Here is a 16403-nt window from a genome sequence, read left to right on the forward strand (position 1 = left end):
ATAGAAGTTATATCTGAGAAGGTACCCGAAAGGGGGCTGGTTATTAGGGGTCTTCAAACTTTTTAAAGACGCTGGGTACCGGCCTGCGCCGGTACGGGCTCATTTTTTAAAGGCGCGGTAAGCCAGATAGAGTGTTATCACGCCGCTGATCAGCACCGAATTGCCGATACTGGGAAGCCAGGCGTCCTGAGCGCTGTCCAGAGCGTATAGAACAGCGGTTGCGGTTAAACCGCCGGCGGTTAAGATGCTGAATTTTAATTGTTGCTGGGCTTGTTTATTTAGTCGTTGACGTTCGGCTTGTTCCAGTTTTAAATGACGAGGCAATGGCTTCACTTGTTTGCTTAACAATTGGTGCATCAGCATTGGTGTTTCCGCCGCTTGTTCAATCCACTTCGGCAGATTCTCCTTAAATTTATCCATGGCATTTTTAGGGCCATAATGCTGTCGCATTATATCTCTAAGAATGGGTTCAGAGGTTTTCCAAACATCCAATTGCGGATAAAGCTGACGACCCAAGCCTTCTATATTAAGCAGGGTTTTTTGTAATAAAATCAATTCCGGCTGAATGATTAACTTAAAGCGTTTAGCCATTTGAAAAGTTTTAAGCATCACCTCACCAAAGGAGATCTCTTCAATGGGACGTGACAAATAAGGTTCACAAATGGTGCGCGTGGCAGACTCCAAATCTTCTAAATTTGTATCAGCCGGTACCCAGCCTGACTCAATGTGCAGTTCAGCGATACGGCGATAATCTTGCTCGAAAAAGGCCATAAAGTTATTGGCTAAGTCCACCCGATGGCCTTTGGGTAAAGAGCCACAAATACCAAAATCCAATAACATAATCTGCGGATCATCTGGATTATCGGGATTAATAAAAATATTACCCGGGTGCATATCGGCATGAAAAAAATTGTCACGAAAAACCTGGGTGTAAAAAATCTTGATGCCTTTTTCGGCCAATCTTTGGCGATTAATGCCGGCAGCATCCAAAGCTGCAAAATCCTTGATAGAAATACCGTTAATTCGTTCTTGTACCATCACCTTTTGTTTACTGTAGTCCCAGTAAATTTTTGGAACATACAGGTGTTGTGAATGGCGAAAATTTTTACCCAGTAATGAACAGTTAGCGGCTTCGCGTTGCAGATCTAATTCGTCATAAATGGTTTTTTCAAATTCTGAGACGATTTCTCTGGGATCCACTTGTACCCCGGCTTTAACATGACGACCGGCAATACCCGCTAAAGTTCGCATCAAGCGAACATCACGGTTGATTTTCTTTTCAATCCCGGGGCGCAGGATTTTTATCACCACCTGTTCGCCGGTCTTCAAGGTGGCGGCATGAACCTGAGCAATGGAGGCGGAAGCCAAAGGTTGTTCATCCACTTCCGAAAAATTACTTCGTAAATCAGCGTCTAGCTGTTGTTGAATAACGGCTTTGGCTTGTTGCCAAGTAATCGGCTCGACATCATCCTGTAACTTGCCTAATGCCTGTGCAATATCTGCCGGTATTAAATCCGGTCGGGTAGATAAGGTTTGGCCAAGTTTAATGAAAATGGGACCTAACTCTTCTAAGGCAGAACGTAAACGTTCACCTTCGGACATATTTTTAATACCCTTTTTGCCAAACGGAGCCAACAAATTGACAACATTAAAAAAACCAAATCGTCCATTACTCACTAAAGAAGGAATTCGGTAAGCGGCTAAGGTATGACTGATTTTTATGAAACGAAAGAGCCTCATGAATGGTTGCTCAGTAATTGTTTAATTTGACGTTCGATTCGCACCACATCTGCTTGTAAATCATCAACATCATCCAGAAATTGTTGCATTTCTGTGGGGGCAATCAAACTGCGGTCTTCATGAACCAGAAAGTCGTGAACATTGCGTTTAAGGCTTTCGCCAAATTGCTGTCCTTGCTGATGAATTTTCTGTAGCGTTTGAGAGATGTGATATCCGGGGATTTCACCAAATACATCGCACAAAGCCTCTTCGTTATCAGGGTTCAGGTTTTTCAAAAAATCAGCGATAAATTGCCCCAAGCCTGCATCTCCATTGATCACCACTTGATCTAAGCCGGCAATATGTTGACTACTGGCCATGGCAAACAAACCGGAAGGTTTTCCTGAAATGGTGGTATCAGCCGCCGCTGTATCTTGCTCACCGGTGACTTCGATGCCAGTCTCAGTGATATGAAGATGTATCCGCGGTCCAATGGGTTGTATGTTAATGGCCACTCGTTTTCCGATATGTGGTTTAAGTTTTTTTAATGCGGTTTTGTCATACTGTATGGCACGGTTAATGGCCTTGTCGAGAACGAACACAGTTGGAGACATCATAATTTAAATCCACTATGTATGGCGACAATACCGGCTGATAAGTTCTGATAACGGCACATCTCTAAACCGGCTTGCTCAAACATGGCCTGTAACTGTTCTTGATTCGGGTGTTTTTCAATGGATTCCACCAGATATTGATAGGAATCACGATCACCGGTGACGCGATGACCGATTTCTGGAAGAAGTTTAAATGAATAAAGTTGATAAATTTTGTTAAGCAAAGGCTGTGTAACTTTGGAAAATTCCAAAACCATGGCTTTACCGCCCGGTTTTAAAACACGGTAAATTTCGTTTAATGCTTGTTGTTTATCTGTGACATTGCGTAACCCGAAAGCCATGGTGACAGCGTCAAAACTGTTGTCGTCATATGGCAATTGTTCCGCATTCATTTGTTGGCAGCTAAAACGTCCAAAATAGCCGGCATCAATCAGTCTTGCTTCACCAACATCCAACATGGCTTGGTTAATATCACCTAACACCACATGACCATCAGCGCCAATTTGTGACATCATCAGTTGAGCAATGTCACCGGTACCTCCGGCTAAATCCAATACCCGGTGACCCTTTTGAATACCGGAAGTGGCTACAAAATGGCGTTTCCATAAACGATGAATGCCACCGGACATCAGGTCGTTCATTAAATCATAACGATTGGCGACCGATGTGAATACTTGTTCAACCAGTTTTTGTTTTTCCTCGGTGGCAACCTGACGGTAGCCGAAATCAGTGGTTTTATGCGTCATGTTCATTGTCCGGAACTAGTTCTTTGTCGTTGAGTAAGCAACGTTTGAGACGAATCAGGGCTGAAATGTCTTCATCGCCATAACCGGCTTCAGATAAACGCCGGTAATCTTCAATGCTATTTTGTACCAAAGGCAGGGAGGCATCCATACTGTCTAAAGTGGACTGGCATATATGCAGATCTTTTAACAACAAATCGAGTTTAAACCCCAGATTAAATTGATCTTTAATCATGGTTTGTCCGCGGTTTTCCAGAAACCAGTTACCGGCGGCACCGGCACTGAGGACTTCCACCACTTTTTTGACATCCAGCTTACATTGTTCTGCCATAGCCAGAGCAGAACATACGGCTTGAGCAACGCCTGCGACCATGACTTGATTAACTGCTTTAGTTGCCTGACCTTGGCCAACTTTACCCATATGGGTGATTTGACTGCCAATGGCGGAAAAAATGTCTTCAGCTCGCTTATATTGGGCGCGATCGCCACCAACCATAATAGATAATGAGCCTTTTTTTGCGCCTTCAACGCCACCTGAAACCGGTGCATCTAAAAAGGCAATACCATTGGCGGCCAGATCGTCACTTAAAGATTGCGCAGTTTGCGGAGATACAGTTGAACAGTCTATGACGACTGAACCTGGTTTAAGAAGCGGAATGATACTGTTAATAATGGATTTTAAATCATCATCTGCAGAAACACAGGTTAACACGGTATCTGCCGCTGCGAACAAGGCAGCGTCATCTGAGAATGCCGTTAAGCCAAGTTCTTTCTGCATGGCATGAGCCTTGCCTTCCGTGCGATTTTTTACGCCTATCAATAAACCTTGCTGATTCAAATTGCGAGCCATGGGGCGGCCCATAGCACCTAAACCGTAAACCACCACTTGGTGAAGTTTATCAACTGTCATCTTATCTCGAATGGGTTAAAGGCGGTCATTATAACCTTTAAACTAAGATGATTTAAGGTTTTCGGATGGAAGTAATGACCTAAATCAAGATTTTAACGGAGACCTGAGGTAAGTCTGGTATATATAAACATGACTTACCAGAGGCCTTATTATATTGTCAGGTGAATTTAATAATCCGGTGCCGCGGTGACGTATAATTCAACGCGTCTATTCTGTGCGCGACCATTAACTGTGTTGTTATCAGCAATGGGTTGGGTTTCACCCATACCAATGGTGGTTAAACGATTACCCTGTATACCGTTATTTTCCAAGTAAGAGGCAACACTGTTAGCACGTCGTTGTGATAAGGTCATATTGTAATTATCATTACCTGTGGAATCGGTGTGACCAATGACGTCCAGTTGTGTGTCTTTGTACTTATATAACACTTTACCGACAGAATCTAAGGTAGAGTAAAACTCATTTTTAATTAAATATTCATCGGTGTTAAAGGTAATATTACTGGGCATAATCAATTGAATTTGATCACCCTCACGGACCACCCGTACACCTGTGCCTTCTAATTCTTCACGCAATTCTTTTTCTTGGTGATCCATGTAAGCACCAATTCCGGCGCCAATAGCCCCACAGCCGGCGGCGGCATTGCGGGCCGATTTGGAATTTCGAGTGGCACCAATCAGACCGCAAACCACGGCACCGGCAGCACCGTATTTAACGCTTTTGCGGACTTTATCTTCACCGGTATACGGATCAGTGGTGGTACAGGCTGCTAAAAACAAAGTCACCAATGCTGTTATTATTATTCTTGTTTTCATAAAAAGCTCCAGTTAGAAATCAATAAAATGATGAACGTCAGACAATAACAAAGGCGGTTTAAAGATAGTGTTAAAAACACCGTAAAAAGTCAGAAAAATCTAATACCAGGTTGATTACATCTGGTCGGAGTCAATTTTGGCTTGTCTTTTAACATTTAATAAAGGTCTAATGTCACTGAGAGGTATACCCTGGGTAAATTTTAAATAAAAGTATTTTTGAAATAAGTCTTCTTCAGTAATCAATTCCGTCTTGAATGATTCCTGGAATTCTTGTCTTTTGATGGAAGTCCATTCAGTGCCATCAATCAGGGCATTTGGGTCTTGGTAGGTCACATCCTTAATAAGGTTTTCTTCAAATTCTATGTTCGTATCAGTGGGATATCGGAGGTTATAAAGCCCGGCATCATCTAACAGAACTTGTAACTGACAAAATGGTTTAAAACCATGATATTCACTGTCATTTTCTGTACTTTGTTTTAAAAATACCAAATATCGCTGACCTTCGCCTAAACGATCCGGGTAATAGCACTGATAATCTTCAAAACCCTTGGCACTGACGATCAATAAATCATTTTTATCTATCCCTTTGTAAGGGACTCTAACGGTTAAAAAAGCTTGTCCTTTAGCATTTAAGTCACGGGTTTTTTGGTAATCAACATTCACCACTTGTGCCACTGCCACCACATCAGCCCATTCTGCAGCTTCTTGTAAAGTGTTGAAGTCAATGGGTTCGGGTAATGCATAATCAAATTGAAATTCAGGGTTTGATTCCGGTAATAGGTTTTGAGCCGAGACCACTGTAAACAATGATGTGAGTAAGCAACTTATAATTAAATATTTCGAATGCTTGATGGCGCTGATTTTTATCATGGCTTATTGGTTAGTTATGGCAATGGATTGACCTAATTTGACAACGTCACCGGCATTGAGTTCGGAATGAAACTGTATCGTGTCTTTTGGAAATAATAAAATAATCGTTGAGCCCATATTAAAGCGACCCATCTCATCACCTTTTTGGTAGTGTGTTTTGCCGGCGGGTTGTAATGTCACTGGTTTAGAGGCATACGGCGGTGTAATAACACCATTACTCACAGTTTCAATGCTGGAGACAAAAATAGCGCCCACATATACATACGCCACCGGACCCAGATTTGTTTCTAAATGATTGACCAAGCGTTCATTGCGAGCAAATAAGCGTGGTATTTCTCGGCTAGTCCAGTCTGCGACACTGAATAAACGGCCGGGAATATGGCGCATACTTTTTAAGCCACACTCTAAGGGTGCGTGCATCCGGTGATAGTCTTTGGGTGATAAGTAAATGGTAATAAATTGACCATCACGGTAATCAGCATCAATCTCTGTGGCGAGAAGCTCTTTAACGCTGTAACTGTGGTTTTTGGCCTGGATAATACGACCTTGTTTGATTTCACCTAATTGCGATATTACCCCGTCCACCGGAGAAATGATGTGGTTTGCCCGTTCATCGATGACTCTGGCATCCGGTTTTAAAGCCCGGGTAAAAAAAGCATTAAAATGAGGGTAGGCATTGAAGTCAGACTCGGCGGCTTCTTCCACATCAATATTAAATTTTTTGACCATGGTCTTGATGGTCAGATTTTTAATCCAGTTTACCCGAATACGCATAACATAATACATCAACCGGGAAAGCATGCGATGTGGTAAAATGTATTGAAAAAACAGGGCTATTTTTTTCATTAGAGTTCCAGTAGTTCTAAGTCAGCAGTGATGGTTTCAACCTCATGTGGTGTGGTGAAAATGCCCACTCTTTGCGCGTCCTCATTAAGAACAAACCAAGCTGCGGTGTGGTCCACTTGGTAACTCATATCACCTGGCTCATGGTCTTCCACTTGATAGGCAACACCTAATTGAGAAGCTAATTTTTTCAGGTTATCGTCATCAGCGGTATAGGCCTTAAAATCAGGATTAAAATAAGCAATGTAATCTTTTAAAGTATTCGGTTTATCGCGTTCGGGGTCTACCGAAATAAACACAAACTGGGGTGGTGTATGGCCGGAATCTTGTAGTTTTTTATTGATTTTTTGCATGTCCAACAAGGTGGTCGGGCAGATATCAGGGCAGTGCGTGAAGCCGAAAAATACCACACTATATTGTCCCGTTAAGTCGTCTATGCTAACGGTATTACCGGTTTTACTGATTAATTGGATGTCATCAAGTAGCAAAGGTTGAGGGAAAACCTTCAAGGCTTGAAAATCTTTGTTTGCCAGGTTTTCGTTATCATCAGATTGACAGGCGGCTAATATCAGGAACATACATAGGGCTAAATATATTCGCATTAAGTTTCTCCATGGGCGATAAAGGATTGCCATTTGAGTTTAAAAAAGGCATTGTAGTATGTTTTGGCTATTTCGCATAATTCAAGCATGACCTTAACACAATTATTTAACCAACTGCTTACCAAACTTTCTTCTGCAGATGTCCATTATGGTCAAGGCAATGCCACAGCAGAAGATGATGTTATATTATTATTGATGGCGGTTTTAAATGTCGATTTTGAGACGCTGAACCAAATGGCTGATCGAGCAATTAGCGCATCGCTACAAGCACAAGCGCTTGATTTAATGGTTAAGCGCATTGAGCTACAACGTCCGATGGCGTATATCGTCGGTTTTTCAATCTTTGCCGGATTAAAGTTTCATGTGGATGAACGGGTATTAATACCACGTTCACCGTTTGCTGAATTAATAGATAAAGGCTTTCATCCACACATGAATATCCAAGAAGTGGATCAGGTCTTGGATTTATGTACCGGTAGTGGCTGTATCGGTTTGGCTTTGGCTCATTATTACCCCCATACCCGCGTTGATTTGGCTGACTTATCAGCAGCAGCTTTAGCCGTAGCGGAACAAAATCGGCAGCACTTAGGGCTCACAGACAGATGCCGATTAATTGAGTCAGATTTATGGCAAAACATTGATCAAAAGTATGACCTGATTATCAGTAATCCACCCTATGTCAGTGCCGATGAGCATGGTGATTTACCAGCTGAATTCAGCCATGAGCCGGCCATGGCTTTGGTCAGTCCAATGAATGGTTTATTATTGCCGATTGAGATTTTGGCGAAGGCGGCAAATTACCTTAATTCAGCGGGGTTTTTATTTTTGGAAGTGGGGTATAGTGACATGTCCTTACAGTCGATGTTACCGGATGTGCCATTTGAATGGTTGGAGTTTGATTATGGTGGCCAAGGAATATGTGTTTTTAATCGTCAAGATTTGATAAAGTACCAACCTTATTTTGTCGCTGTTTTAGAGTCCCATGTCGCATAATACATTTGGTAAAAATTTACGCTTTACCTCCTTTGGAGAGTCCCATGGATCAACCATAGGTTGTGTGCTGGACGGTTTTCCACCGGGCATGCCGATTACACCGGAGGAAATCAAACATGAATTACGGCGACGTGCCACCGGTCGCTCTAAACACACCTCACAAAGACGTGAGCAGGATGATGTACAGATTGTTAGCGGGGTTTTTGAGGGTGTTACCACCGGCCATCCGATTGCACTAATTATTGAAAACACTGATGCCAAGAGTAAGGATTACAGTAACATCGCTAAACAAATCCGCCCGGGACATGGCGATTACAGTTATTGGAAAAAATATGGCATTCGTGATTATCGTGGCGGCGGTCGTTCATCCGCCAGAGAAACCACGATGCGGGTGGCCGCCGGTGCCTTGGCTAAAAAATGGCTAAAAAAACAGCATAACATTGACATCATTGCCTGGTTATCCCAAATCGGTGATATTCATTTAGAAGCCGGTGATTTATCAAAAATTGATGACAGTCCATTTTTTACCGGGCAATTGGATCGGGTGCCTGAGTTAGAAGAATTTATGCATAAACTGCGTAAATCCGGTGATTCAGTGGGTGCTTGTATCAGTGCCAAAGCGATTAATGTACCAGCTGGATGGGGCGAACCGGTGTACGGTAAGTTGGATGCTGAGCTGGCATTAGGAATGATGAGCATTAACGCCACCAAAGGTGTTGATATAGGAGCGGGATTTGATTCAGTGGCACAATCAGGTAGTGTCCATCGCGATGAAATCATCGATGGCGAATTTCAAAGCAATCATGCCGGCGGTATATTGGCCGGTATTTCCACCGGACAAGACATCACCTTGAAAGTGGCCTTTAAGCCCACGTCTTCATTGCGTTTACCGGCACAAAGCATGGATGAAGACGGACACGCCGTGACTGTTGTGACCAAGGGTCGACATGATCCCTGTGTGGGTATCCGAGCCGCACCCATTGTTGAAGCCATGATGGCTTTGGTGTTAATGGATCATTGCCTGCGCCATGAAGCACAAATCAACAGCAGCCAACATTCTTTTTAAAAAACTTTTACATCATACAATGAAAGAAAAATTAAATATTGCGATTGTGGGTGCCACCGGCGCGGTGGGACGGATTATTATCGAATTATTAGAATCTCGTCAGTTCCCGGTGAATCAATTGACTTTATTAGCGAGCGCCAACAGTGCCGGAGAAAGTCTGTCTTTTGCCGGAAAAGCCATCATTGTTCAGCCTTTGGAGACTTTCGATTTTAAAGGTTATGATCTGGCATTTTTTACTGCCGGTAGTCAGGTATCGGCTCAATATGCATCACGGGCAGTCGACACTCAATGCGTGGTGATTGATAACACTTCGTATTTTCGGAATGAAGAGGATGTGCCTTTGGTTATTCCGGAAGTCAATGGTGAAGAAATCAATCGCTATCAAGATAATTACATTATTGCCAATCCCAATTGTTCAACCATTCAGATGTTATTGGCATTAGCGCCGATTCATAAAGCAGTGGGGATAGAGCGAATTAACGTGGCGACTTATCAGTCGGTATCAGGTGCCGGTCAAAAGGGTATTGATGAGTTGGCTTTGCAAACTCGTAGCCTGCTTAACTTTAAACCCCTGCAACAACATGTGTTTTCCGGCCAAATTGCTTTTAATGTGTTACCGCATATTGATGACTTTCAAGATAACGGTTATACCCGAGAAGAAATGAAAATGGTTTGGGAAACACAGAAAATATTGGATGATCGCAGCATACAAGTTAATCCTACTTGTGTTCGGGTACCGGTATTTTACGGTCACTCTGAAGCTGTTCATATTGAAACGCGAGATAAAATAACAGCACAACAAGCGCGACAGCTATTAACAAATGCAGATGGCATTGAAATTGTTGATGACCCGGCGAAATTGAGTTATCCGTCACCGGCCATTACCGCAGCCGGGAATGATGCAGTTTATGTGGGGCGAATTCGTGAAGACATTTCATACCCCAAAGGCCTTAACATGTGGATTGTATCGGATAATATCCGTAAAGGCGCTGCATTAAACAGCGTTCAAATTGCCGAATTATTGATAAAAAAACTGTAAATAAGAATAGCTTAGCGGTTATTTTTTAGTTAAATTCTTGCTATTTTATTGTAGAATTAGTTACTATCACAACACTAAGTCGTATCTAACAGCACACACACGGGTAAATTATGAAACACAAATTGATTATATTGACACTGGTTTTAAGTCTGGTTTTTGTGTCACAGAACACACTGTCCTTAGGTATGGGGAAAATTCAGGTTAATTCAGCACTGGATGAATCCTTGAATGCCACCATCAATATCATTGCCAATGACAATGAATCTATTGACCAGGTGTCCGTTAAACTGGCGAGTGCCGCTGATTATAAAAAAGTAGGTTTAGATAAGTCATTTGTACCCGGAAACATCATGGTTTCAGTGGATAATGATAACCCTTATCAAATCAATGTCAGTTCAAATGGCCCGGTATCTGAGCCCATTGTGTCTTTGTTGTTAGATGTTTCATGGGCCAATGGCCGTATTTTGCGTGAATTTACATTGTTATTAGACCCACCCAGTTATCAAGCCAGTTCAAGTGGTTCAGTGAGCATACCGACAGTGCCATCAACACCTGAAACCTTAGCAGATGTAGAAGATGATGCTGTAACCGTGCAAAGTGATGATATTCCGCCGGTTAGTCAGGATCTGAATGAAGCCTATGAGGCGATGGATACCAAAACCACAGAATCTGATCAAATTAATAAAGATATCGTGGTTGAAACACCCATGGAAGAAAATGTTTCCGACACCCTTTCAACAACACCCGGTGAAGTGTATGTGGCTGCCGGTGATACCTTGTGGCGTATTGCCAACAATAACAAACCCAACAATGTCAGTACCCATCAAATGATGATGGCCATTTATAACAATAATCCTGATGCCTTTTTAAACAATAATATCAACCAGATGGTAAAAGGCAGTACTTTGCAAATGCCTGATGCTGATGTTGCCGATGACTTAAGCTACCAACAAGCATTGGCAGAATTTGAATCTCATAATAGCCGTTGGGCCACTGCAGACGATAGTTACAGTAGTTTTCAAACAGAGTCACAACTCGATGACGAAGAAACTGTGGCTGACACCACTGATTATGGTGTGCAACTATCCGGTGGTGAAGGTGATGATGCTGACAGTCAGCAAACACAGGGTGATATCGCAGAATCCGGCAACAGTGGCTTGAGTGAGGAAGATGCCTACAACGAAGCCAGGGAAAAAGAAGAGCTTAAATCCCGGGTATCTGAGTTGGAAAGTATTGTTAACGAACAACAGTCGGTGTTGGAATTACAAGACGACGACATGGCTAATCTAGAAAATCAAATGGCTCAAGATCCGGTAGAGTCTGATGAAGCGGCAATGCTCGACGGTGATTTTGAAGATGATTTGATGGCAGATGATTCAGAAAAATCGGATTCAACAGATGATGTATGGGATGCTGAATTGAGTGATGAAACAGATGTTACCGTTGAAGACAGCGAGTATTTAGCAGATGAGCAAGATGCGATGAGTGACGAAGAACCTGCGCAACAAGATTCACTTGCTGACGTTGAGAACATCGAAAACGATCTTGATATGGCTGAAGAGCCGGCTACTGTAGCGCCGTCTGTGACACCGATAAAAGTGAGCGAACCTTGGTATTCATCAGCAATTAACTGGATTCAACAAAATGTTTTATGGGTCATCATTGGACTGGTGGTGTTGTTCCTATTGATATTGTTACCACGACTGCTCAATCGCGGTGATAGTGACCCGGCGGATGAAGGCAGCTTCTTGGATGACATTAAATCAAGCCGTGATGAGCAAAAACATGTCACTGCTGATGATGTTGAATTAGAAGAAGACGATGAAACAATCCTAACAACCCCCATTGCTGTTGACGATGACACCGATGAAGAAGATTTTGCTGAAGACGATAAAACGCCCTCTTTACTTGATGAAGATGATGACATCGATGACGATGATGTGTTGGCAGAATTAGACAGCTCTCTGGCATTTAATGACGACGATGATGACGCTGAAGATGATGATTTGGATGATTTTGATTTTGGATTTGATGACGAGTCTGATGATGAACCTGTATCTGAAAGCACAAAATCTGTCAGTGACGATTCAAAAGATGATTTGCTTGATTTAGATGACGAAACACCCACCAAAGAATTTGATCCAACTCCTTTTAAGGATAATGATGACTTTGAAGATGATTTTGATTTATCCGAATTAGATGAAGATACGCTTGATGAAGACAAAGATGTATTAGCGGATGATTTGGTTGCTGAGGATAAGTCAGATGATGACGATGTTCTTGATTTAGAATCTGAACTTTCTGATCTCGATGATGAGTTTAGTATCGCTGATATGGATACTGAAGAAGATGAAGATGAGCAAGACGATGACTTTTCGGACGATGACTTTTTATCTGAATTAGATGACATTGAGGATTTGGATGAGGAACTGACCGAAGAATCCACATCACTGGATGAAGACACAGAAGATGGTCATGATTTCGAAGATTCCTTTAGTTTAGATGACGATGACCAAGTGACCGTTTTTGAAACCGATAGTGAAGATGACGATATGGATGATGACGCAATTGACTTAGGCTTAGATGATTTGATGAATGATGGTGATGTCATTGAGACCAAATTAGATTTGGCTAAAGCTTACATAGAAATGGGCGATACCGAAGGCGCTAAAAATTTATTGGATGAAGTTAAGGCAGAGGGCAACGAAGCACAACAATCTGAAGCAGATAAATTACTGGATGACATGTAACTAAATCCACAAGACATGGTCTGATTATGACTGTGTCTTGGCTTAATTTATGATGCGAATTGCTTGTGGGGTGGAATACGATGGATCGCCATTTTATGGCTTCCAGCGGCAAAAACAGGAGCCGACGGTACAACAGTGTTTGGAACAGGCCATCAGTGAGGTGGCTAATCATGATGTGACTTTGATTTGCTGTGGTCGCACTGATACCGGTGTTAGTGCGGCTATGCAGGTCATTCATTTTGATACAGTGGCTTCCAGAACTCCACGACAATGGTTGTTAGGAATTAATAGTTCTCTGCATAAAGCCATCAGTGTTTTGTGGGTTCAGCCTGTCAGTGATGATTTCCATGCGCGTTTTTCGGCCATCTCAAGAAGCTATCAGTACCGTATCAGTAACCGTTCGGTAAGACCTGCTTTAAATCGTCATTATTTAACCTGGCAACGGAAGCCACTGAATCATGTGCATATGAATGAAGCCATTCAGTGTATTTTGGGAACTCATGATTTTAGTGCTTTTCGTTCAAGTCAATGCCAATCTAAGCAACCGATAAAAACTGTGAGTTATGCTGCTGTTTCCAGAAACCGTGACCAAGTTGTTATAGATGTTACGGCCAGTGGTTTTTTACATCATATGATCCGAAATCTGGCGGGAACCTTAATGACCATTGGCAAGGGTGAACAACCTGTGTCGTGGATGGCAGAGGTGTTACAGTCTCGAGATCGTAAGCAAGCCGGGATGACCGCCGCTGCCAATGGCCTGCGATTTATCAATGTCACTTACCCTGAGCAATTCAAATTACCCATCATGGATGACTATGAAAGTTAAGTTTTGTGGTTTAAAAAAACAATCAGAAGTTGAATTTGCCTCAGAAATGGGGTGTTTTGCAGTGGGTTTTGTATTGGTACCGGGCAGTCGTCGCGAAGTCGATTTAATGCAGGCGAAAAATTTAACCAAGTTTGCGCAGAGTTTAGATTTAACATCAGTGATATTGGTGGCCGATGCGGATACCGGGTATGTTGATAAAATAATTCAAAGTTGTGAGCCCGATATTATTCAATTTCACGGACAGGAATCTGCTGAATTTTGTCATCAGTTTGACTACCCATACTGGAAAGCGGTGCCGATGTTAACTGTGGATAACTGGTTGAATTATGTCGCCCAATATAAATCTGCAAATCACTTGTTATTAGATGCATACGGCGGCAAACAAAGCGGAGGTTCTGGGCAGGTTTTTGACTGGTTCAGGGTTCCGTCTAAACTGCGGAAAAAATTAATATTAGCGGGCGGTTTAACAGTGTCTAACGTCGCACAAGCCGTTTCTAAAACAGGTATTGAATTTATTGATGTCAGTAGTGGCATCGAACAAACACCTGGCGTAAAATCCCAAGTTCTTATGCAACGATTCATGCACGCATTGACAAAAAACACAAAAAAATATGACCCAAAAATTTGACAATTTACCTGATGAAACAGGACATTTCGGTCGTTTTGGCGGTAATTTTGCCTCTGAAACCTTGTTTCACTGTTTAGAAGAACTGAAATCGGCTTATCAGAAACTTAAAAACGACCCTGAATTCCAGCAACAATTTAACAAAGATCTGGCTGAATTTGTGGGCCGTCCCTCGCCTTTATATTTTGCCGAGCGATTAACCCATGAGCAACAAGGTGCTCAGATTTGGTTAAAACGGGAAGATTTAAACCACACCGGTGCACATAAAATCAACAATACGGTGGGCCAAATTTTATTAGCAAAATCCATGGGTAAAAAACGCATTATCGCTGAAACCGGTGCCGGTCAGCATGGTGTGGCAACAGCCACTGTGGCAGCGAGAATGGGTTTAGAATGTATCGTTTATATGGGTTCAGTTGATATCGAACGTCAGGCCATCAATGTGTTTCGTATGAAGCTGTTGGGTGCTGATGTGCGAGCAGTGGATTCAGGTTCTAAGACCCTTAAAGATGCCTTAAATGAAGCCATGCGAGATTGGGTGGCACATGTGGATGACACCTTTTATATCATCGGAACGGTGGCAGGGCCAGCACCTTATCCTGCTATGGTACGTGACTTTAATTCAGTAATAGGTCAAGAGGTCAGAAAACAAAGTATTGCTCAAATCGGTCGTTTTCCTGACGCCCTGGTGGCATGCGTTGGCGGTGGATCTAATGCCATGGGTTTGTTTTACCCTTTTATTCAGGACAAAGAAGTGCTCATGTATGGTGTTGAAGCCGGTGGTAAGGGACTCGAAACCGGGCAACATGCGGCGTCTATAAATGCCGGTAAAGTAGGCGTTTTACATGGTAACCGCACCTATGTCATGAGTGATGATGCCGGGCAAGTGACTGAAACCCACTCGATTTCAGCCGGCTTAGATTATCCGGGCGTGGGCCCTGAACATGCTTATTTAAATGACATTGGTCGTGCGAAATACGTTACCGTAAACGATGATGAGGCTTTGGCTGCTTTCCACACCTTAACACGCAAAGAAGGCATTATGCCGGCACTGGAAAGTGCCCATGCCATTGCTTATGGCCTGCAATTAGCAAAAACCATGTCTCCTGATAAACACATTGTCATTAACCTGTCCGGGCGAGGCGATAAAGATGTCCACACTGTGGCTGAAATTGAAGGGGTATCGGTATGACGCTGCTGTCAGATACATTCAAACGATTGCATGCTAAAAAGGCCTTAATCCCATTTATAACAGCGGGTTATCCGACGCCACAGTTGACGGTTCCGATGATGCATTGCTTGGTTGAAAATGGTGCTGATGTTATTGAGTTAGGCATGCCTTTTTCAGATCCGATGGCCGATGGTCCGGTGATTCAAAAAGCATCTGAAGCGGCAATCAAACAAGGTGTTGATTTACGGAAAACCCTTACCATGGTGGCGGAATTTAGAGAAACTAATGAGCATACTCCCGTGGTGTTAATGGGTTACCTTAATCCGGTGGAGAGTATGGGATATGAGGTTTTTATTAAGGATGCTGCAAAAGCGGGTGTCAATGCCGTGCTCTTAGTGGATAGCCCGCCTGAAGAGTCAGCTGAGTTACAAAATCAATTAAGAAAACATCACTTACAACAAATATTTTTGGTGGCACCGACCACATCACATGCCAGGCAACAACTGATTTGCCAACAAGCTGCCGGCTTTATTTATTATGTGGCTTTAAAAGGTGTGACAGGTTCAGCAGATTTAAACCCTGAAACCGTAAATAGTCATATTCAACAATTAAAACAGTTAAGTGAATTACCCATCGTTGTTGGTTTTGGTGTAAAAGATGCTTCATCAGCGGTTGCGGTGGCAGCTGAAGCGGATGGGGTGGTCATTGGAAGCGCTTTAATAAAAACCTTAGAAGGTAGTCAAGACGCACAGGAAACATTGCAGAAAGTCGCAGATTTTATGTGTCCTATCCGCAATGCTTTAGATTCGTTATAATG

Annotated in this window: 16 protein-coding genes; 8 read left to right on the forward strand and 8 right to left on the reverse strand. The window is 42.7% G+C overall.

The window, feature by feature from the left end; genetic code table 11:
• Window positions 1–99: 99 nt before the first annotated feature.
• The 8 genes from ubiB to OS173_RS11815 form a co-directional block, all read right to left on the reverse strand.
• A complete protein-coding gene (gene ubiB / locus OS173_RS11780) occupies window positions 100–1740 on the reverse strand; it encodes a 2-polyprenylphenol 6-hydroxylase (RefSeq protein ID WP_267184492.1) in 1641 nt (546 codons plus the stop codon).
• On the reverse strand, window positions 1737–2336 hold the full coding sequence (locus OS173_RS11785; protein WP_267184493.1) for a ubiquinone biosynthesis accessory factor UbiJ: 600 nt from the start codon (window positions 2334–2336) through the stop codon (window positions 1737–1739). Before OS173_RS11785 ends, ubiB begins: the two co-directional genes overlap by 4 nt.
• Window positions 2333–3085, reverse strand: a complete 753-nt coding sequence (ubiE, locus tag OS173_RS11790; RefSeq protein ID WP_456085715.1) for a bifunctional demethylmenaquinone methyltransferase/2-methoxy-6-polyprenyl-1,4-benzoquinol methylase UbiE — start codon at window positions 3083–3085, stop codon at window positions 2333–2335. Before ubiE ends, OS173_RS11785 begins: the two co-directional genes overlap by 4 nt.
• On the reverse strand, window positions 3069–3986 hold the full coding sequence (locus tag OS173_RS11795; protein WP_267184495.1) for an NAD(P)-dependent oxidoreductase: 918 nt from the start codon (window positions 3984–3986) through the stop codon (window positions 3069–3071). Before OS173_RS11795 ends, ubiE begins: the two co-directional genes overlap by 17 nt.
• 167 nt (window positions 3987–4153) lie before the next feature.
• Window positions 4154–4801 (reverse strand): OmpA family protein, encoded by a 648-nt coding sequence (locus tag OS173_RS11800; protein WP_267184496.1) that lies wholly within the window; start codon window positions 4799–4801, stop codon window positions 4154–4156.
• A gap of 114 nt (window positions 4802–4915) precedes the next feature.
• A complete protein-coding gene (locus tag OS173_RS11805; RefSeq protein WP_267184497.1) occupies window positions 4916–5671 on the reverse strand; it encodes a hypothetical protein in 756 nt (251 codons plus the stop codon).
• A 3-nt stretch (window positions 5672–5674) separates the two neighbouring features.
• The gene (asd, locus tag OS173_RS11810; protein WP_267184498.1) at window positions 5675–6517 is read right to left on the reverse strand and encodes an archaetidylserine decarboxylase; all 843 of its coding nucleotides are present in this window, start codon (window positions 6515–6517) and stop codon (window positions 5675–5677) included.
• Complete coding sequence (locus tag OS173_RS11815; RefSeq protein WP_267184499.1) at window positions 6517–7116, reverse strand: SCO family protein; 600 nt, start codon at window positions 7114–7116, stop codon at window positions 6517–6519. The genes asd and OS173_RS11815 overlap by 1 nt, the downstream gene beginning before the upstream one ends.
• 87 nt (window positions 7117–7203) lie before the next feature.
• On the opposite strand from OS173_RS11815, the gene prmB reads away from it, so the two are divergent.
• The 8 genes from prmB to trpA all read left to right on the forward strand — a co-directional run bounded on the left by prmB (window position 7204) and on the right by trpA (window position 16401).
• Window positions 7204–8109, forward strand: a complete 906-nt coding sequence (gene prmB / locus OS173_RS11820) for a 50S ribosomal protein L3 N(5)-glutamine methyltransferase (protein WP_267184500.1) — start codon at window positions 7204–7206, stop codon at window positions 8107–8109.
• A complete protein-coding gene (aroC, locus tag OS173_RS11825) occupies window positions 8099–9175 on the forward strand; it encodes a chorismate synthase (RefSeq protein WP_267184501.1) in 1077 nt (358 codons plus the stop codon). Before prmB ends, aroC begins: the two co-directional genes overlap by 11 nt.
• Before the next feature lie 19 nt (window positions 9176–9194).
• The gene (locus tag OS173_RS11830; RefSeq protein WP_267184502.1) at window positions 9195–10214 is read left to right on the forward strand and encodes an aspartate-semialdehyde dehydrogenase; all 1020 of its coding nucleotides are present in this window, start codon (window positions 9195–9197) and stop codon (window positions 10212–10214) included.
• A gap of 110 nt (window positions 10215–10324) precedes the next feature.
• On the forward strand, window positions 10325–12964 hold the full coding sequence (locus OS173_RS11835) for a FimV/HubP family polar landmark protein (protein ID WP_267184503.1): 2640 nt from the start codon (window positions 10325–10327) through the stop codon (window positions 12962–12964).
• Window positions 12965–13013: 49 nt separating this feature from the next.
• A complete protein-coding gene (truA, locus tag OS173_RS11840) occupies window positions 13014–13790 on the forward strand; it encodes a tRNA pseudouridine(38-40) synthase TruA (RefSeq protein ID WP_267184504.1) in 777 nt (258 codons plus the stop codon).
• A complete protein-coding gene (locus tag OS173_RS11845; protein ID WP_267184505.1) occupies window positions 13780–14418 on the forward strand; it encodes a phosphoribosylanthranilate isomerase in 639 nt (212 codons plus the stop codon). The genes truA and OS173_RS11845 overlap by 11 nt, the downstream gene beginning before the upstream one ends.
• The gene (gene trpB / locus OS173_RS11850; RefSeq protein ID WP_267184506.1) at window positions 14402–15607 is read left to right on the forward strand and encodes a tryptophan synthase subunit beta; all 1206 of its coding nucleotides are present in this window, start codon (window positions 14402–14404) and stop codon (window positions 15605–15607) included. The genes OS173_RS11845 and trpB overlap by 17 nt, the downstream gene beginning before the upstream one ends.
• A complete protein-coding gene (gene trpA / locus OS173_RS11855) occupies window positions 15598–16401 on the forward strand; it encodes a tryptophan synthase subunit alpha (protein ID WP_456085717.1) in 804 nt (267 codons plus the stop codon). Before trpB ends, trpA begins: the two co-directional genes overlap by 10 nt.
• Window positions 16402–16403 lie beyond the last annotated feature (2 nt).

The sequence above is a fragment of the Marinicella gelatinilytica genome (genome assembly GCF_026410405.1).
Lineage (GTDB): Bacteria > Pseudomonadota > Gammaproteobacteria > Xanthomonadales > Marinicellaceae > Marinicella > Marinicella gelatinilytica.